The following is an 18,275-nucleotide window of genomic DNA, read 5'->3' on the forward strand; positions in this document are numbered from 1 at the left end:
CCCTGATCTTTTTCTTACACCCACTTGATCTTTTTCTTACAGCGTTTTAAAAATCAGGTGCGTTAGCCCTGGATATTCGTTCAGGACAAAAGCATTCTACGGACCAATTCAAATTATCCACTTTTCGCACTTTAGCGCGGAATCCAAATTATTTTGATTCGAATTAATGCTGTATATTAGGCTCAGCACGAGGTCTAAAGATTATTTATCAGGCCATATAGGCTAATTGTTGTGTCAGTAACAGTATAAGGATGACGATAATGAGTTCCCCCTGCCCCTTTGGTCCCAAACTTCAACTCTACTGGGACAGGCGATATGATTTTTTTCATCGCTTCGATGAGGGTATTCAGCTTGATGCCGAAGGCTTGCATACAGTCATGCCCGAAGAGGCCGCTCTCGCCCAGGCGCGCATCATTCACGCAGCAGATTGTGTCCTCGATGGATTTTGTGGTGTGGGTGGGGCGGCGATTGCATTAGCACGCCTGGGCAAGAAAGTCATCGCCATTGAATTGAATGCCCAGCGACTCGCTATGGCGAGGCATAATGCTCGTATTTATGGGGTTGAGGAAGCCATTACTTTTGTACACGGTGATTTTTTTAAAGTGGCCCCCGCATACAGCGCGGATGCTCTGTTGGTTGATCCACCCTGGGGGTGGCCGCGATACCGGTCCCTGGATCGTTTTTTGTTAGAGCATTTTGAGCCGCATGGCAAAAAAATACTCGATTTTGCCTTGTCCTATTCGAATCAGGTTATTTTGCGGGTGCCCACTCATTTTGATACGTCCGAATTAGAGCCCTTTGGCGTTAATTACCAGTCGTACGATAACAAATTACACGACCGCATCATTTCAAAATCCATCCTGCTTTACCAAAAGCCATTGAAAAGATGAACGAGTCAGAATGGCCTCGCCGAAAGGAAGGCCCTGTTAATCTGCGTTGCTGCGGTTGAACAGGGGGCACTGCTGGGTCCGTTCAGCCCAGGCCTTGATAGCGCTGGGGCTTAAAAACATGAGATCGCCATCGATGTCCTGTTGGTTTTCAAAAAGCAATTGATCAAAAATGGTTTCCTGAAGCGGCATGAATCCCAGCTTGAAATAAAATCGTCCCGACTTGCGCGCCGAATAAAGACAAATGCGCCCTTCGCAGCCTAATGCCTGGCTTTGCTCAAAAATGGCCTGAATCAGGATAGTGCCAAGCGAATAATGCCCTTGCATCCGGGATTCAATGACATTTAAGGCAATGACAGGCGCGTCTCCATAAGCAGACACCAGACAGTCTGCCTGATCAAGAACGGTAAAATGCGCGTATGCGGCCACGGTTTGTTCGGGAGTGATAAGGAAATAGTAATGCATGTCAGAAAATTGCTGGCAACGGACATGATACAGGTTGAGATCAAGGAGGCTCGCCGTTGAATGGTTTTTAGGGCGGATAGTGAGACGGCTGATGGGGGCATAATAAAAAGAGTTCCGGTTAGCCGGAAGGTTATCATGATGTTTGAGCGGGTGCAGAATGACTTCATGGATGTTTTCTGCGAGGGGTTCGCACCCATCCAGTAATCTTGGCGTGTCAGACGCAGGCATATAGGTTTGAATGTTTTGGGGTAATTGTTTGACCTGACAAGCCAAGTGCCGTTCTTTCACATGCAAAAAATTCATCCTGGTCAACGCATGACGCACTTTTTTTCCCTAACTACCCAGGCCGGACATTTTAAGTATAGCATTTGCCACGTCAGGGCTTTACAAGAAAGCCTGTGCTTTGCTAGCCTGTTTTTTCATTCGCTATGGCTGCTATCCTGTCTATGAAAATAACCGTGCCGCTCCATGCTGCTCTCCTGCTGCTTTGTACCCAGGCATTTGCCTTTTCCTGTCATGAACTTAAGCCCATTATTCAAAAGCCCATCCAGTTTGATAACGAGCGCAAGGCGTTGACGCGCGATTATCAACGAAGCCATTACGGCATTGATTCCGATTCCATCCTGATTGAGCCTAAAATGATCGTACTGCATTGGACGATGCTGCCGACCATGGACATTGTTTTTCGCCTGTTTAACCCGTCTGCCTTACCCAAAAACTCACCCCGGCGGGAGGAGTTACCCGGTGATTTAAACGTGTCCAGTCATTTTTTGGTGGACAAAGACGGCCGTATTTATCAATTGATGCCTGAAAACTGGATGGCCCGACACACGATTGGTTTAAACCATTATGCCATCGGCATTGAAAATGTCGGCGGAGTCGACGGGAAAGACGATTTAACCGAAGAGCAGGTTCGTGCCAATGCCTTTCTTGTTTGTTACCTGAAAGACAAATACCCTGAAATCAAGCATGTGATTGGCCACAATGAGTATTTGAATTATAAAAATACTGCCTTGTGGCTGGAAAAAGATCCCAACTATCAAACCGATAAAACTGATCCCGGCCCAAGCTTTGTCAGCCGGGTGAAACAACGGATTGCCGCGTCTTAAAAATAGCGATAATGCAACAGGTATTGTGGTTGCCATTGCAGCCCGTTATCGTGGGCGTTGACCCTGAGCGATTTAACCCGCTTTGACGACAAAGCGGTGCCCTCACCAAAGAGCAAAGCAAATTCCTTGCTGTTTTCAATAAGGGGAGACAGCAGAAATCCGGATTTTGCCATGCCAGCAATCAGGCGATAATGTTTTCTTTGCCCATCCGTTAACGTCACTTCAATGCCTAGCGCGGATGGTTTGTACAGCCAAGTAAGTAAATGCCCGAGCCAATTGGTTTTGATTTCCATAGCCACAAATACACGGGATTTACTCGGCGGCAGGGTGATGGTTTCTCCCAGCGTATGAGTTTCCGTGACTGTGAACGGTTGTGGTTTTGCAGGCTGTCGCTGTTTTTTTAAAATTAAAAAATCCTTCACCAAATCAACAGGATAATAGGCCGTGAGCAAGGCAGGCCAGGAGGCACCGTCTTCTAGGGAAGGCAGCCGTTCATCAATGGGTTCTATTTTAAACACAATCATGTCCGGTGCTTTTTCTGCCAGATGAATGGCATTTCGAATGGCCATGGCGTTAGAAAAAACCGAATAACTTTGAAAAACTGGCCGCGGTGCCCAATGGGCTTTGGAAGCAATCAAGAGGTTCTGTTCGAACGAATAAATATCACTTCGTCCCGGCAGGGGTGGAAATTTGACAAGATTAGCCAGGTAATCCTTTAACAAATAAAAATCTGTCTCTCGCCAGTGCCGGTCGTTCATGTCCATTTTTAGGGCTGTGAGGACATTGCTGCCAGTGACCTTTAAATAGGTCAGGGGAGAGTACGGAATAAAACCGGTCAAAATATAGTACCAGACTAATATGGCCAACAGCATCATGGGGAAGAGGCGTGAGGATTTTATCACGGTAGGCAGAAAAAAAGCCGCCATCAGGATAGCTGTGGCGGCGATGATGGAATGGCCGAAATGCCGGACGAAGCCAGCCTTAAATGCGCAAAATAAAAACAAGGCCAATACCGTGGTTAAAAAAAACTTGTCGATACCTTGCAAGTCAGAGTGTTTGACCATGAGGATCAATAACAGCATGGAGCTGACTAAAAAGGCCAGGACTTCCCAACCATTTCCACTGGACGCCATGGCCTCGCTGTAGTTCAGGGCCATATCGATGGAACTCCCTAGATAAGGCGGTAAGACGGTCAGTGACTGATTGGCCAGGAGCCAACACAGGCATAAGGCCAGAAGAAAGGCAAGCCAAAGGATTAGAAGGGATTGTTTTTGTTTTTTTAAAAACAAATACAGACTGGCGGTGAACAGGATAAGCAGGGTTAACAGCAACAGGGTGCCCTTGACAAGAACCAGTAAACCCAAGGGGGCGGTTGTCAGCACCAGCAGCGTGCGCGAAGGATGAGGCAGATGACACTTGAATAGAGATAAACCCAGAAGCAGGGGGTAAGACAGCAGTAAGGCATCACGGGAATAAATCATGACCAGAAACAACACAATCAATGCCCACCGCCATCGCCAGGCGGTATCCTTCATTAACCCGATCAGTAACAGGCCGTAACTTAACGCCAGGCAAAGGCACCCGCCATACATGAGATAAGCCGTATCGGGATGATAGGCTTTGGTATAAATGGCTGAATAAGGGCCTAAGGTAAATACAATGTCTCGGCCAAAAGCTAAACCCTGCGACACCGCCTGATTAAGCGCCAAGGCCCAGGACGCATCGATGGTTAATCCCGGCATGATGGGTGTGAACGGGATAAAAAGCGGTAAAAGAACAGCCAGCATCAGGGCGTTAAATCCCCAAACAAGTCCTGATTTTTGCAACGCGGTTAAATCCATGTCCTGTCCTGAAATAGCCTCGCAGGCGTCATTATGCCAGAGATTGGCAGAATTCTGCTGTTGTTTTAACGTGTTTACAAATTGAATATAAATTACTGCTCAGGCTAAACTAATGCTCCTGTAAACGGCTAGGGATTGTTATCATGCCAACATTTACTGCCGCCCTGTTGGCGGCAACCTATAAGAATGGAAAGCCCAGCGGCGCCCTGACAGAGGTGCATGCCCGGGCGGAGCATCACCGCTTTAAAAAGGACTATCTTTTTAAAGACAAAGCGATACCCAAAGCGGTCTATGCTTCTCGCTTGATTCAACATTATCTGATTATTGACGCGTTGGAAAAGCAATTAGCAACGCTGCCCGAGGAAAAGGCGCAATCAATCAGTGCGTTTTTTTCTTTATCCTACCTCGGGGAGCTTTGGCGTACCTCGGGCATAGAAAAAGATTTGCGGCAATTAGGTATCAATCCAGAAGAAATCATGGCGAGTGAAGTCGCCCCTGCAACGGTGAAGTATCTTGGAAAAATTGAAAACGCGTCGCCACTGGCATTGCTAACCCATTTCATGGTCCATGTCGCGGGTTTTATGCATGGTGGGAATATCATTCTTAGCAAATACATTAAGCCTAGTAATGAATTGACCACCTATCAGATTTCAACGCACCAATATGATTTCTCAGCCGCATTTCCCTTATTGCCGGAAAAGAAAGGTTCCTTGATGGGGCTGTACGAGGATATGGTAGTGCATCTGGATGCCAATCTGTTGCTTTCACCCGTTGACTATGACGAGGTTTTAAACGAGGCACGGGATGTGTATGAGGCCATGACGACTATTTATGATGATTTATGTACCATGCAAATCCGTAAACCTCTTGTATCGCCCGCTTCCATCGTCACGATAGGAGTAAGCCTTATCGCCGTGGCCTGGATTTTAAAATGGCTGTTTGATTGGATGAACCCTGTCGTCAATTCCCTGCCAGCGGCTAATCCTTAAGCCTTGTTTTTCTGGTGCGGCGGTGTTTGGAACTGCCGCGCTGATTTGCCCTGTTACAACTTGTCTTTTTAAAAGGGTAATTGTTACTCGTTTACTAAATGTCGAATGTCTCCCATCATATCGCCACCTGAGAGTAATCAAGGCAGGCAGGGCTCATGAGGAGCGTTGCAGACTAACACTTAATCTCGGGTATCAACTGCCTGGCAGCAATGGAATAGTGCCAGGCTTCTTCAACAATTAGGAGTAATTTTATGGAAAAAAACAACGAGCGAGTCCTGGCTTATTCAATGGCAAAGCCATTATCAGAAAAAGAAATGATGGAAGTGGCTGGAGGTGGGGCTAACTACACCACAAGACACACAATTCGTGTGACCGGGGGGACAGGGCCGTCAGCCGATGTGGCTTATGACGTAAGCGTTGATTGGTAATCTAACAGGACTGGGGTTTTGTAAGAGACCCCAGTGCGAAAGCGACAGGGATTTTACATGAAGTGTTTAATTGTGACGGAGCCTGACGACAGTCATGCGCTGTGTGTTAGATTGGCATTGGAAAAAACGGGGCATGAAGTCCGCTTGCTCTTTACGGCGGATTTACCGACCAAACAGAAAAACTCGGTTTACATTGATAATGTCAGTTACGAGTGGAAAAGTACGGATGCCGAACAATGCCTGCGCGACAATTATTATGATGTGGTCTGGTGGCGTCGCGCCCGCAAGCCGTTTGTACCTAGGGAGGCTGTCCATCCTGACGATTATCCGTTTGTTTTGCGTGAGAATATTCTTTTCCATGAATCCATCACCAACAACCTGGCACCCAAAGCCTGGTGGATTAACAGCAAAGAGTCGGCTCTGAGAGCCAATTCTAAACTGTTACAATTGAAATTGGCTGTGCAGTGTGGTCTGACTATCCCGTCCACGCTTTGCTCAAACGATCCGAAAGATATCAGGTATTTCCTGTTAAAACATGAAGATCAGGGGGTAGTCTACAAGCCGCTCTGTTCCAATGTCTGGTTTGAGGAACGGGCGCTTAAAATTGCGTACACCACCAAAGTGGCTTTCCTGGATTTACCCACGAATAAATTGCTGCAGTTGGCACCGGGGCTTTTCCAGAAAGAAATCAAAAAGAAATACGAGTTGCGTGTTACTTGTTTTGGAGATTACCTGGTTGCGGCCAGATTAAACTCTCAGCAACATGAGGACGGACGTATCGACTGGCGTGCCATACCTGATGGTCAATTGACGGTTGAGCCTTATGCATTGCCGGCTGAAATGGAAAACAAGCTCAGGCATTTTATGAAAAAAATGGGGCTGGTATTTGGCTGCATTGATTTAATTGTTTCGACGGATGATCAGTATGTTTTTCTCGAAGTGAATGAGCAGGGGCAATTTTTATGGATTGAAGATTTAAACCCCGCATTCCCCATGCTGGATCGATTTGTTCAGTTCCTCACGAATCGATCCCCTCATTTTCATCCGCTTGGTCAGGAGCCCAGGCATTGGGTTAGCGACTATGAAGCTGAGGCCAACGAATGGATGGGGAGAAACATGAAGCAGCATGTCGAGCTCAACACGTTTAAAACTAACCAAGGACAAAGACAACATGCGTAAATTATTTTGTGTTTTTTGTGTTATTTTTCCCATGGTTCTATCAGCTAAAACGACAATCGATCTGTTTGGCGATGAAGGGCGACGCGCGGATCATGTTCTTAAAAAATACAGTGGGCCGATACTGGCCCTGGAGGCATCATTACATCAGTTTTTATTAAATGATGAATTACAAGACCACCCTGAAAAACTCAAAGAAGCGGGTGAGCGGAAAAGGGCGCTGATTAATAAAATAAAAAAAGACTACGGTTATGCCTATGTCGATTTATCGACCGTCAACTATTCGAGCGACTCAGTCTATATCACAATTGAAGTGATTCGTAACGATGAGACTTATCGCCTTAAATTTATTGATGATCATAAGCCTGTAGTGCACAGTAATAAAAATGATCTCATCCATGAGATGGAGCGGTATAACCGACTCGGCATTCAATTATTTTTGAATGATCAACTGGATCCTGAAAAACTGAATTGCCCCTTATATCACTGTACCTGGGGTTTTGAACATCCAAAATTAAAACCGTTTTATAAGCAATTTAAAGAGGGCGTTGCTGCCCAGAAACCCTTGATTATCGATACCCTGAATACCGATCCGGATCCGGAAAGACGAGCCGCGGCTGTGTTTTTAGTCGGGCATTTTGATAATCCGCAGGAAATAATTGATGTATTGGTTCCGCATGTGTTGGATAACGACAGTGAAATGCGAAATAATGCCGTGCGTGTCATCGGGACAACGCTGATGAAATACAAGCCCGCTCATTTCAACATCAACCCCTTCCTTCACTTGCTGTCATCGCCTTATGACACGGATAGAAACAAATCCTTGTTGGTTCTGCTGCAGGTTTGTGATGGTAATCAACAAGAGATAATTAAAAAGGGGAAAGAATCCTTGTTGGCGCTTTTAGCATTAAAACAACCCAATAATCATGAGCCAGCCTATCAGATTTTGAAAAAAGTCAGCGGTAAAACCTACAGCGATACCGATCTTGAAGCATGGCGAGCATGGGCTGACTCCGTTTAGGCCATGATAAGAACGTCGATTTGGATATGCCCATGAGTCAATTATTCAGGCAGGAAGTCCTCGATTTCAGAAAAACTAAAAATCTTGGTCCGGTGTCTATTAATATCCCCTTTCATTATTATGCTCAGTCCTTTGGCCTGGTAATTATTTCTAGCCTGATTATCCTGTTCATGACTTTCGCAGAATACTCAGAGAAATACCGGGTTAATGGGTATTTGGATTACTCCAGGGGTATTATTCAGATTCACCCTGATAAAAGCGGGCTGATTGTGGAAAGTCGGGTAAGAAATCATCACCACGTCAGACAAGGGGATGTGTTATTTAAGATAGACACCTCCCAGTCTAACGCATCCCGCCAACATCAAATTTTTAGTCGCTTAAACCATCAAAAACACCGGCTTAATCAAGACATCGATCGTCTAAAAAATGAGTTATCTGTTCTTAAGCCATTGCTTGCCGATAAATTTATCTCAGCCGAAGTGTACAACAATAAAAAAGACCACCTCCATGAATTAATGAATAAACGAAACCAACTGGAAATTGAACGAATTCAGCATCAAAAAATGAATGCCTACACCATTCGGGCGCCGATTAATGGCATGCTGACGTCTATTCATTACCAGGTCGGTCAGCAGGTGGACCCTTCTGCCGAGCTGGTAAAAATTATCCCGGATGATGCGGATTTAATTGCTGAAATTCAGGTCCCTGTTAAGGACGCAGGGTTTATGACCAGGAATGAGCCGATTAGGCTTCATTACGATGCATACCCGTATGAGCGGTTTGGCACTTATTCGGCCGTCATCAAAGACATCGAGCCAGTGATTAGCTTTGCCCACGCCGATACCAACCCATGGACAACACGTAAACCGTATTACAGGGTTAGGGCTAAATTGGCGAGCCAGGTTGTGATGATTTATGGTCGGCAAAAGGCCTTACAGCAGGGGATGACTTTTTCGGCCGTGATGACAGGGACCCGCAGGAAAGTCTGGCAATGGATTTGGGAACCGATTGACCGTTTTATGGAAAGTTAAATTCATGAGTGCAACGCAAATCAATTTTAAATGGCGGGGACGCCAAAGTCTTCCGGTTATTCTCCAGAATGAAACCGCTGAATGCGGTCATGCCTGTGTGGCGATGGTCAGTAATTATCACGGCCATGACTTGAATCTGCCTGCATTAAGGGCGCTATCCAACCCCTCCAGTCGGGGGATAACCTTATTGGATATGAATCGATTACTGACAGATCTTGGGTTTAGAGCCCGAGCGTTGCGCGTGTCGCTTCAGGAACTCCATTTGGTTCAGTGTCCTGCTATTTTGCATTGGGACTTAAACCATTTCGTCGTATTAAAACAGGTTAAAAAAGGGGATGTGCTTATCCATGACCCGGCGAGTGGTATGAGGAAGTGCACAATGGAAGAGGTGTCGAGATACTTTACCGGGATCGCGTTGGAAATTGAAAAAGCAGATGATTTTAAGGCAATCAGAAATAATCAATCGCTGACGCTGACCCACCTTGCCTCGTCAGTCCGCGGCGTAAAAAAATTCATTACCTTACTCATTCTGTTTTCAGCGCTCATCGAACTATTCAGTCTGATTAATCCCTTGTTTATGCAATGTGTGACGGACCATATTATCAGTACCCATAATGCTTATAATTTATACTTTATTGCGCTTGGGTTTGCTCTTTTGGTTCTTATCCAGACGTTTATCGAATACATCCGCGGCCATGTGGTGATTTATGTCAGTAATCACCTGACCGAACAGTTCTCGTCGAATATTGTACAGCATATTCTCAAATTGCCGTTGGAATTTTTTGAGAAAAGGCATAAGGGCGATGTTCAATCAAGGTTTCAATCCATTGATGAAATCCAAAAAAAGATCAGTACCGATTTTATCAGTACTCTTTTTGACGGTCTGATGATTGCCGTTAATCTGACGGTCATGGCGCTTTACAGTATTCAGTTAACCTGCATTGTGCTGATGGCTTTATCGCTGTACGTGCTCATTCGCCAGGCCAGTTATCATTTTTTAAAAAAGCAAACCGATACATCCATTGCCCAGCACGCAAAAGCGTCATCGGCTTTTCTTGAAACCCTGCATGGCATTTTACCGATTAAAGCGTTTTTAAAAGAACAAACCCAATTTAATACCTGGAGAAACGCATTCATTGCTTCGCTGAACGCGGATATTCGCATTGCACGCATGAATGTCATGTACCGTGTTGTCAATCAATTCCTCTTCCATATTGAACAGATCATTGTCGTATGCGTGGGTGCATCGCTGGTGTTGGCTAACCAGTTTTCACTGGGGATGCTCATAGCCTTTCTGGCTTACCGCTTGTCGTTGGTCAATAAAGCGTCCAGCTTTATTCAGAGCTTATTTGATTACAGACTCATCACCATCCAACTCCATCGCTTGAGCGATATTGTGTTTCAGGAACCAGAAGAACTAAACCTTGGCAGTGGAGAACATAAACAACCCATTCAGGGGGCATTGCGTATGCAAGCGGTTAGTTTTCGGTATAACCCGCAAGGGGAGGATGTGATAAGCCGGCTTAGCTTTGACATTAAAGCGGGAGAAAAGGTAGTCATTACCGGTGCATCCGGATGCGGCAAATCGACACTGCTGAAGGTGGCCATGGGGCTTTTAAACAAAACGGAAGGCGAAATCTTCATTGACGGGAAACCCTTGCAGGCGTTTGGTATCCACAACTTAAGGCGAATCTCTGCATCCGTCATGCAGGATGATGTATTACTCAGTGGATCCATTCTCAATAATATTGCTTTTTTCGATGAGGAAATTGATTTGGCGCGCGTACATGAATCGGCCAAACTGGCCTGTATCCATGACGAAATTGAGCAATTTCCCATGGGTTATGAGACCTTGGTCGGCGATATGGGGTCTACGCTTTCCGGTGGGCAAAAGCAACGCATTCTTCTGGCCAGAGCCTTGTACAAACAACCCAAAATTCTATTTCTCGATGAAGCAACCAGTCATCTGGACATTGAAAACGAACAAAAGATAAACCAGTCGCTTAAACACCTGGCGATGACCCAGGTGGTGATCGCTCACCGGCCGGAAACCATAAAAATGGCTGACAGGGTCATTCATTTGGAGGGCAGGAAACCCTCATAGCCACTTTTTCCGTTTGAAATAAAAGAAGGGCAGCCAGGCTGAAAAGACCATCAACAGAATGGCTAACGGATAACCGATATACCAGTCCAGTTCTGGAATATGTCTGAAGTTCATGCCGTAAATGCTCGCGATAAGTGTTGGGGGAAGAAAAAGGACAGCCGCCACAGTAAAACTCTTAATGATGTTATTTTGTTCAAGCGTAATCATGCCCAGGGTGGCATCGTGCAGGAAATTAAATTTGGTTGAGAGAAAGGCGGAATAATCGCTTAACGAGTTCACGTCTTTTCCGATAGTCGCCAGGATCGATTTCATGTCGCCTGATAGTTTGATGTTTTCGGCCTGACTTAAAAAAGAAATCAGTCGGGTAAACGACATCAGACTTTCCCGGACTTTGGTGCCTAAATCCCCATGGGCGCCAATCATGGCGATGATCTGTTTATACGTGATTTCTTCGCCGCTGCCTATCCGCTCGGTTTGACGGAAAATCAGGGCGGATGTTTTATCAAACGCATGGCTGATTTTTTCAAGAATATCAGCGAGGCGGTCAACAGCTGCTTCAAAAAGGCCAATCAGTAAAACGGGGGCTGTGGGTTTGTTGTATTGCGGCAACCGTGATTTGAATAAACTGAATGCATACAATTCGCCATAGCGCAGGGTCATCAGAATCCGCTCGTTTAAAATAAACGTCACCACATCGGTTTGCACTTCCGGTGATTCAGATTTGGCAACCATCGTGGCTGTCATAAACAAGGTACCGTTTTCTGCATAAAGGCGACTCGATAACTCTATTTCTTCGACTTCGGTTTTGGTAGGGATATTAATTTGGAAAAAATCTTCGAGAAGCCGCTCTTCTTCGACGGTTAAATTCATTAAATCAAGCCATACTGCTTGCTGAAGGAGATGATGATTACTTGACGTTAATGGTTCAGTTTGTAGTCCTGATTCGTTATTAAAATGGATAATGACCATATCTGCTCTTTTTAAGGAGAATGGAATTAGCATACGTTTATCAGGGACTGGACACAAATTTTTTGAATAGACTCGCGTGGTTAATGACCGTATACCATTCTGTTAGCCGGGAGCTGGGGCATTGGCATTGTTTTTTAAGTGGTTGTCCATGGCGCTCTTCTTCGTATGCAAGTAGGGTGGACTGTCCATAAAGACTTCAATCGCAACGTATTTAAGATGAGGGTTACCCATTACGGCATCCATAATGGCTTCTGTGCCGGCCAGTGTTAAACGACAGCCTAATAAACTCAAGCTCTCAAGATGGGTATTATGCTTAATAACCTTAATCAACCGTGCCTCATCCGCAGCCGTAAACGGAAATAAGTCGAAAATAGCGTCGGTCACGCGAGGATTGTTTTTTTCTAATTCCAAAAGGATTCTGTCTTTCCCAGCATGTGGATTATTTACATTAAACATGGGTTCTCCTAGGAATTACTCATTGAGTTACGTTGAATATATTGGGCTTCATCGATTAAGCCTTCAATGTTATGAAGACAACGACCCAAGCCGCTTTTGGTAAAGCAGCCATACGTTTTACCCCGGCGCTTCTCGGCCATCTGATTTTCATTGAAGGCCTTTGAAATTTTCTCCTGAAGGTCAGGATACGATGTTACATGATTTAAATCGTTAAGTAATGTAGTCGCAATTTTTACTTTTTCATTCGTCAGGGCTTGGTCTCGGAAATTCCTGCTAATGAAATTCAATTCATACCCCTCTTTTTTCTTATTGGCGCGTGAATCGATATAGTTTTTAAGCAAGCCTTGAGTGGAGGCAATTAATTCGGATGAGACCGGATTAGATTTATTCTGGCCTGACAAAAGCGGTGTTTTTTCATCCGGTTCAATCTCCTCGAGTGTTGGTTTAATTTCCTCGGGTTTCGGTTTAACCTGGTGGGATGTTGCTTTAATCTCCTGGAGTACCGTCTTGTCCGCGGTTACCTCCATTTTGCCGTTATCCGATTGATCTTTCACACCCTGCTTCGGCCATTGTACAGGCTTATAATCGGGCAGATGTTTTGGAGCATAGGTGGTATTAAAGTAACGAAGGTATTGTTCCCATGCTTGATCATGAAGGGCATTAAAATCAGGGTCAATGCTGGCCTGTTGATCAAAAAATTGTTGAAAATTAGGCGCTTTACTGATTTTATGCGGTTCAGGAGGGCAAACCTGATAACCTGGAACCAGTTCCAGGGCGTATTGAGCGGGACCGATCACTTCATGCAGGCTGTGGAATCCGCCGCCGACAATATAGGCTACCACTGCAGCCAGATAATTCTTTTTAAGATCAACATCATTCAGATTTGCCAGAAATTCCATTTGCCCGAGAAGCAAACTGGTCATTCCAGAGGGACCAGCCACATAAATGGCATCGTTTTCAATGAGATCAAGGACATATGGGGAATGAAGGTCTGGCCGCTGTTCTTTGCAATCCGGAATCCAGCTACCCTGTTCGGTTGGGAATCCTGAAGCATGTTCCTCTTGGCCATTTAGCATCAGGCCCAATTGGTTGTGGGTTCTTGTATTGATTGGTCCTGAGCGGCCACGATTCCCTTTAGCCGTATAAAGAGGACTTCCATAAAACAAATCATCGGCAATATAACCACGATACCGTCTTCCTTCCCAGGTCCCCCGGATCCCTTCCGTAAAAAATTTAATCAATCGTGCGTCCTCGGCGCTCCTGCTTTCTTGATCTAGCGGTTTTTCGTAGAGATCGCTGACAATGTTTCTTAATTTACCTACAGGTACCCGAGCAGGGGCCGTGGTAATGGAAACGCCGCGGGTAATGCACTGAGCATATTTAAAATGAATAAACATAATGCGGAGAAAATCTTCTGGTTTATTATCAGCCAGTATTTTTATAATCTTTTCAGGCGTGAGTTCTTCATTATTGGGGAAGGCGCCAAGCGCAATAGCAATATTGTTACCCTGACGTAATACATCGAGATCGTCGAGCTCCTTTTCACGCTCCTTAATCAGTTTTATCAGCTCGGCTGATACGCGACCCACGGCGTTCCTAATCGCAGGGGTTGGGCTTTTCAGGAGGAGCACGGGTACTTCGGACTCCAGGCGACGCCCAAGGGGATTTTCAAATTTTTCTTGCGGGCTTTGCTGAAAAGTGGCCGCCTTAATATCTATAATTAACGCCGCAATGTTCGGGACGTCTGCGAATTTCTCTAAGATTGCTATGACTTGTTGAGGATTTTGTTCATGATTTGCAATGGCGCTTTTAATTTGAGCAATGGCACGATCAATACGATCAGTTAACTTTTTATTATCCGCGATTCCATTTTTTAAACGCATCAATTCCATGATGGCAACGGTGTAGGCTTCGGTTTTGGATTTAAATAGCATAATTAACGATTAATATGATGAATTCATATGGCAATTATAGGGGAGAAATATTATGCCAAGCTTAGCAGACTTCCCCTTTTTATGTAAAAAAAATATAATTGTTGCTTTTAATGCGCCCAATTTATCATGACTTTCTTCGACGACCTGAAAAAACTTCCGTATCCTGACCGTAGCAACGTCTATGCTTTGTTAGTGAGTAAATTAGCCGGCTATGCTGCTAATTCCATTCCGATTAATGATAAGATTGCTTGCAATGGTCTAATCAAAGAGGTTAGGGAATTATTCTTCAATCATGAACAGGAATTTGCTGTTTTAAAATTTATTCTGCAACAGTATTTAGCCTCGTACGCAGAAAAGCTTTCAGTGACGTTATTTAGCTTTCTTAATGAGGTACTGGGGCATCTGGATTCAAAGGAATTTCAGAATTATTTCAGTAACAGGGAAATCAGTGAAAAGGCTCTGGATTGTCGTTTACAACGCCTTTTTGAGTCCCATCTGGCAGTCAATCTGCTGGAAAAGCCTAATCAGAAAGTTTGGGCCAGTGTGAATAAAGTTAGCCAATTCATCGTGTCTCTCCTCAGCAAATATGGAAAAGATGAAGATTACACCCAATTTTTAACTGATTTGGGTCCTGATCCAGAGGATAGCGACATCCCTAATCTGGCATTAGCCTTCGCACGTTTTAAGACGCGTCCCTCGCTTGAACAAGTCATCAAAGTCTTATTAAGGCAAGACGACCTGGCGCAGGTTTTATTAATACAGTTTATGTTTATGCGTGATGCGTTTGTGCAATTTAAAATGAAAACTTACCCGGGGAGCTACCTGACTTATGGGGGGGATTTCAAAAATTATTTGAATGATGCCTCTGAAGCAGTGGACCCACGTCTATTTTTCTGGAATTACACCCAAAATGCTCCCCATTTATACACTGATCGAGGCCGTGGAGAGTTTCATCCGATTAACTCAACCAGGATGGGAATATGTATAGACACGGACGATAGAAAAATATTTCCCGTGCGGGATGCGTCATGGATGCCTGATTGTATTTGTCAGGACGCTGATTTGGATTCCAAATATGTTCAATCGTTAATAGAACAGGGTATTCCTTATGTGGCAGGGCCTTCCGGGATGACGTCGTTGCTCTGCGGCGCGATGATTTTTCTGGGCAATTTAACGGATGAGTCGCAGCGTCATTATTATTTGCTCGCCATTGCGGCTTTTATTACCGGCGGTGGATTGCATAGTATTCATGAAGTTTTAACGATACCCCATGTGCGTCTTGGATTATTACCTCAATACAAAGCCTTTGGTAGCAAGGCTGGCAATTACAGCAGTTTTTTTAAGCTTTTTGCTGATGATGCTCTTGTTCAGGAATGTATTAATAATGCCTGGGATTCAACGATGAATTGGCTGAAAAATAAGTACCCGGGTATTGCTTTGATATCGAACCCAAAACAGGAAATCGATGATCTTGCAATGGTTAAAGTTGACCCATGTCGCTTTCTTTAGGGAAAGAATGGGTTGTTAATGGCTCTGTTTTTTTCTAAAAAACAGTTTAAACTCTGAATTTTGCAAGGATCGCCGATGATGTATGCAAGGATTCTGGGCTTATGGCTGTTCATGCATATGGCTCTGGCTGGCCCCTGGATGACAGGCCCGCTTTTGGCGCCTTCAGGGAAAACCATTCCCCCAGGCCATTTTAATATTGAACCCTACGGTTTTTACACGGTTTATCCTCAGGACTTCAAAAACATTGAAGCCATGCCCATTATCAGTGCCGGGATTAACGAGTTTATGGATTTGCAGACATCCTTGCCGATTGACTACAGTTGGGCGCGTGGACAACACGGCAGCGGGATCGGGGATTATAGCCTCGGTTTAGGCATTCAATTATTGAGGCAGCAGGACAATTCATGGCGGCCCGATGCGCGTCTAATCATCCAGGAAGTGTTTCCCACTGGCCGCTTTGAGAATCTTCATCCTGAAAAACGCGGCACGGATCAAACCGGCTCAGGCTCCTATCAAACCTCGCTTGCCTTAACCCTGCAACGCTTATCCCGTTTACCCAACGAGCATTATCTGCGTACGCGCCTTAACTTGACAGTGACCATGCCAAGCGATGTCACTGTGGAGGGCCTCAATGTCTTTGGCGGCAGTGTTGGCACGTCGGGTTCGGTGAAGCCAGGAGATAATTATGCCGCTGATCTTGCCTTTGAATACACACTGACCCAACATTGGGTGGCGGTGTTTGAAACCCTGTATAACAATAGCTCTTCGTCCAGTTTCAATGGCAACCCGGGCTTCACCCCGGGTGCGTCAGTCGGTGGGCCAGGCGGTAATAACGCCTCTTTGGCTCCGGCGCTCGAGTACAATTTTAACGCGAATGTTGGCATTATTGGCGGCGTTTGGTTTTCAGTAACGGGTCCGCATGCGGCTAAATTTACTGCCTACACGGTAGCCGTTAACTGGTTCATTTAATGAAGATGGAGGTTGGTATGATAAAATTAACGGGTTTTCTTTTTTTACTGATCACTGCAGCTGCATTCGCGGCTCCCTGCGAAACCCGGCGTGAAATGTTGCTTGAAAACGGTGAAACCAAAGTATGGCGGTCAACCATTTGTCCCAATCAACGATTGCCTTTTCATACGCATGAGCATGCAAGAGTTGCAATCCCCGCAGAAAATGGTGTGCTTAAAGTGATTTATCAATCCGGCAAAACCGAGATCATTGAGTTTAAGAAGAACCAACCGGTTTTTCTCAATAAAGCCCAGGGAAAGGCGCCGCACCAGGATGTGAATACGTCTAAAAACAGGCTGCACATAACAGTGATTGAATTCAGCAACGATTAGCCCCTCGTCATCCGCATCAGGTAAGCCTGATGCGGGTTGTGATATAGATAGACACCGGTTACCCTTGCGGTATTTGCAGAGCATTCGGACGATGAGCTATAATTCAAATGTGTTTATATTTTAGTCAATTGTGAGGCTAAAATGGACATCTATCAAAAGACAGCCCTGGTGAGCCGCTATTTTCAATTGCAGCAGAAATTTCACAGTTATTTTATTCTCGAAAATACCCATCCGGGGGATGAAGAAAACATTGAAGTCAGTTTAAAAGAAACAATTGATGATATTAAACAGTACATTAAGCCGCAGGAAATTCATTCGTTGATTAATTTAACCTTTGACAAACTGTTTTTAGCCAATCCCATCGAGAAATCGCGCTTTCTGGAATTTGAAGCCAACGCGGAGCAATTGATTACCCTGCTGGCAAACCAGGAAAAAGAAAAAACCCGCTCAAAAGCCTTCTGGGCTACTTTGTTTTGCTGTCTGCCCATCGTGACTTTACTGTTTATGCGTTCAATTCACACTGCCTGGTTTAAGCATTTTTCTCAAAAACAGGTTTTGCAGCCCGGGAGTTTAGCCCGCAAACCCCCCACGCCGTTTAAACCCAAGAGTCAGACTGCTGCCAAAGCTAATGAAAAAAAGACAGCGGCAGCCTCATCCGATGCAGAATGGCAAACCCTGCAGCAAGTGCAGCAATTGCATTTAAAAGTCATGATTCACAACATGATGAAGGCCCGGAATATTTTCCTGCATCAGGATCCTTTCCAACTCGATGATGAGGAACTGGATTTCACCTATAAATCCCACGAAGAGGCCTGCAAAGTGTTGAGCAAAACACCCCCAAACCGGTACACGTTTGAAAGTTTACCGGGCGGCAGTTTGATTGACGATTTTGAAAAAGCCATTGATAAATTAAACAAGGATAATTTGACATCCCTTTCGAAGAACGTGATGCCCATTTCTTCCCATGTGAAACATTAACATCTGCGTGGTAACGTATTATAGTGGATGTTTTTTCA

Annotated in this window: 17 protein-coding genes; 12 read left to right on the plus strand and 5 right to left on the minus strand. The window is 45.0% G+C overall.

The window, feature by feature from the left end:
• Positions 1-260: 260 nt before the first annotated feature.
• The gene (locus Lery_RS00845) at positions 261-890 is read left to right on the plus strand and encodes a methyltransferase domain-containing protein (RefSeq protein WP_058525357.1); all 630 of its coding nucleotides are present in this window, start codon (positions 261-263) and stop codon (positions 888-890) included.
• A gap of 36 nt (positions 891-926) precedes the next feature.
• Here the strand turns inward: Lery_RS00845 and Lery_RS00850 are convergent, their stop codons facing one another.
• A complete protein-coding gene (locus Lery_RS00850; RefSeq protein ID WP_156412464.1) occupies positions 927-1,676 on the minus strand; it encodes a GNAT family N-acetyltransferase in 750 nt (249 codons plus the stop codon).
• A 122-nt stretch (positions 1,677-1,798) separates the two neighbouring features.
• Between Lery_RS00850 and Lery_RS00855 the strand changes: the two genes are divergently transcribed.
• Entirely contained in the window at positions 1,799-2,461 is a 663-nt protein-coding gene (locus Lery_RS00855; RefSeq protein ID WP_058525359.1) for an N-acetylmuramoyl-L-alanine amidase, read from the plus strand.
• On the opposite strand, the gene Lery_RS00860 is transcribed toward Lery_RS00855, so the two are convergent.
• The gene (locus Lery_RS00860; RefSeq protein WP_058525360.1) at positions 2,458-4,302 is read right to left on the minus strand and encodes a hypothetical protein; all 1,845 of its coding nucleotides are present in this window, start codon (positions 4,300-4,302) and stop codon (positions 2,458-2,460) included. The genes Lery_RS00855 and Lery_RS00860 overlap by 4 nt on opposite strands.
• Positions 4,303-4,445: 143 nt before the next feature.
• On the opposite strand from Lery_RS00860, the gene Lery_RS00865 reads away from it, so the two are divergent.
• The 6 genes from Lery_RS00865 (at position 4,446) to Lery_RS00885 (ending at position 11,051) form a co-directional block, all read left to right on the plus strand.
• Positions 4,446-5,291 (plus strand): biliverdin-producing heme oxygenase, encoded by an 846-nt coding sequence (locus tag Lery_RS00865; RefSeq protein ID WP_058525361.1) that lies wholly within the window; start codon positions 4,446-4,448, stop codon positions 5,289-5,291.
• A gap of 251 nt (positions 5,292-5,542) precedes the next feature.
• A complete protein-coding gene (locus tag Lery_RS15180) occupies positions 5,543-5,719 on the plus strand; it encodes a hypothetical protein (protein WP_156412465.1) in 177 nt (58 codons plus the stop codon).
• A gap of 57 nt (positions 5,720-5,776) precedes the next feature.
• Entirely contained in the window at positions 5,777-6,898 is a 1,122-nt protein-coding gene (locus Lery_RS00870; protein ID WP_058525362.1) for an MvdC/MvdD family ATP grasp protein, read from the plus strand.
• Positions 6,891-7,916, plus strand: coding sequence for a HEAT repeat domain-containing protein (locus Lery_RS00875; protein WP_058525363.1), 1,026 nt, complete (start codon positions 6,891-6,893; stop codon positions 7,914-7,916). The genes Lery_RS00870 and Lery_RS00875 overlap by 8 nt, the downstream gene beginning before the upstream one ends.
• 32 nt (positions 7,917-7,948) lie before the next feature.
• On the plus strand, positions 7,949-8,947 hold the full coding sequence (locus Lery_RS00880; RefSeq protein ID WP_058525364.1) for an HlyD family secretion protein: 999 nt from the start codon (positions 7,949-7,951) through the stop codon (positions 8,945-8,947).
• Positions 8,948-8,951: 4 nt separating this feature from the next.
• Positions 8,952-11,051, plus strand: coding sequence for a peptidase domain-containing ABC transporter (locus tag Lery_RS00885; protein WP_058525365.1), 2,100 nt, complete (start codon positions 8,952-8,954; stop codon positions 11,049-11,051).
• On the opposite strand, the gene Lery_RS00890 is transcribed toward Lery_RS00885, so the two are convergent.
• The 3 genes from Lery_RS00890 to Lery_RS00900 all read right to left on the minus strand — a co-directional run bounded on the left by Lery_RS00890 (position 11,046) and on the right by Lery_RS00900 (position 14,410).
• Complete coding sequence (locus Lery_RS00890; RefSeq protein ID WP_058525366.1) at positions 11,046-12,020, minus strand: magnesium transporter CorA family protein; 975 nt, start codon at positions 12,018-12,020, stop codon at positions 11,046-11,048. The genes Lery_RS00885 and Lery_RS00890 overlap by 6 nt on opposite strands.
• Before the next feature lie 102 nt (positions 12,021-12,122).
• Positions 12,123-12,476: a hypothetical protein gene (locus Lery_RS00895; RefSeq protein WP_058525367.1), complete on the minus strand. Its 354-nt coding sequence runs from the start codon at positions 12,474-12,476 to the stop codon at positions 12,123-12,125.
• A gap of 8 nt (positions 12,477-12,484) precedes the next feature.
• Positions 12,485-14,410, minus strand: coding sequence for a hypothetical protein (locus Lery_RS00900; protein ID WP_058525368.1), 1,926 nt, complete (start codon positions 14,408-14,410; stop codon positions 12,485-12,487).
• A gap of 192 nt (positions 14,411-14,602) precedes the next feature.
• On the opposite strand from Lery_RS00900, the gene Lery_RS00905 reads away from it, so the two are divergent.
• From Lery_RS00905 to Lery_RS00920, 4 genes are all read left to right on the plus strand, one after another.
• Positions 14,603-15,919 (plus strand): hypothetical protein, encoded by a 1,317-nt coding sequence (locus tag Lery_RS00905; protein WP_131751090.1) that lies wholly within the window; start codon positions 14,603-14,605, stop codon positions 15,917-15,919.
• 75 nt (positions 15,920-15,994) lie between these two features.
• Positions 15,995-16,888 (plus strand): transporter, encoded by an 894-nt coding sequence (locus tag Lery_RS00910; RefSeq protein ID WP_058525370.1) that lies wholly within the window; start codon positions 15,995-15,997, stop codon positions 16,886-16,888.
• A 17-nt stretch (positions 16,889-16,905) separates the two neighbouring features.
• Positions 16,906-17,259, plus strand: coding sequence for a cupin domain-containing protein (locus Lery_RS00915; RefSeq protein WP_058525371.1), 354 nt, complete (start codon positions 16,906-16,908; stop codon positions 17,257-17,259).
• 141 nt (positions 17,260-17,400) lie between these two features.
• Positions 17,401-18,237 carry a hypothetical protein gene (locus tag Lery_RS00920; RefSeq protein WP_058525372.1) on the plus strand — a complete coding sequence of 279 codons (837 nt, stop codon included), beginning with the start codon at positions 17,401-17,403 and terminating at the stop codon, positions 18,235-18,237.
• The last annotated feature ends 38 nt before the right edge of the window (positions 18,238-18,275 follow it).

Source organism: Legionella erythra, from assembly GCF_001467615.1.
Taxonomy (GTDB): domain Bacteria; phylum Pseudomonadota; class Gammaproteobacteria; order Legionellales; family Legionellaceae; genus Legionella_C; species Legionella_C erythra.

Excerpts from the sequence above, each read along its gene's own strand:
- Lery_RS00845 (WP_058525357.1), top strand. The coding sequence starts at position 261 with ATGAGTTCCCCCTGCCCCTTTGGTCCCAAACTTCAACTCTACTGGGAC.
- Lery_RS00855 (WP_058525359.1), top strand. The coding sequence starts at position 1,799 with ATGAAAATAACCGTGCCGCTCCATGCTGCTCTCCTGCTGCTTTGTACC.
- Lery_RS00860 (WP_058525360.1), bottom strand. The coding sequence starts at position 4,302 with ATGGATTTAACCGCGTTGCAAAAATCAGGACTTGTTTGGGGATTTAAC.
- Lery_RS00865 (WP_058525361.1), top strand. The coding sequence starts at position 4,446 with ATGCCAACATTTACTGCCGCCCTGTTGGCGGCAACCTATAAGAATGGA.
- Lery_RS15180 (WP_156412465.1), top strand. The coding sequence starts at position 5,543 with ATGGAAAAAAACAACGAGCGAGTCCTGGCTTATTCAATGGCAAAGCCA.
- Lery_RS00870 (WP_058525362.1), top strand. The coding sequence starts at position 5,777 with ATGAAGTGTTTAATTGTGACGGAGCCTGACGACAGTCATGCGCTGTGT.
- Lery_RS00875 (WP_058525363.1), top strand. The coding sequence starts at position 6,891 with ATGCGTAAATTATTTTGTGTTTTTTGTGTTATTTTTCCCATGGTTCTA.
- Lery_RS00880 (WP_058525364.1), top strand. The coding sequence starts at position 7,949 with ATGAGTCAATTATTCAGGCAGGAAGTCCTCGATTTCAGAAAAACTAAA.
- Lery_RS00885 (WP_058525365.1), top strand. The coding sequence starts at position 8,952 with ATGAGTGCAACGCAAATCAATTTTAAATGGCGGGGACGCCAAAGTCTT.
- Lery_RS00890 (WP_058525366.1), bottom strand. The coding sequence starts at position 12,020 with ATGGTCATTATCCATTTTAATAACGAATCAGGACTACAAACTGAACCA.
- Lery_RS00895 (WP_058525367.1), bottom strand. The coding sequence starts at position 12,476 with ATGTTTAATGTAAATAATCCACATGCTGGGAAAGACAGAATCCTTTTG.
- Lery_RS00900 (WP_058525368.1), bottom strand. The coding sequence starts at position 14,410 with ATGCTATTTAAATCCAAAACCGAAGCCTACACCGTTGCCATCATGGAA.
- Lery_RS00910 (WP_058525370.1), top strand. The coding sequence starts at position 15,995 with ATGATGTATGCAAGGATTCTGGGCTTATGGCTGTTCATGCATATGGCT.
- Lery_RS00915 (WP_058525371.1), top strand. The coding sequence starts at position 16,906 with ATGATAAAATTAACGGGTTTTCTTTTTTTACTGATCACTGCAGCTGCA.
- Lery_RS00920 (WP_058525372.1), top strand. The coding sequence starts at position 17,401 with ATGGACATCTATCAAAAGACAGCCCTGGTGAGCCGCTATTTTCAATTG.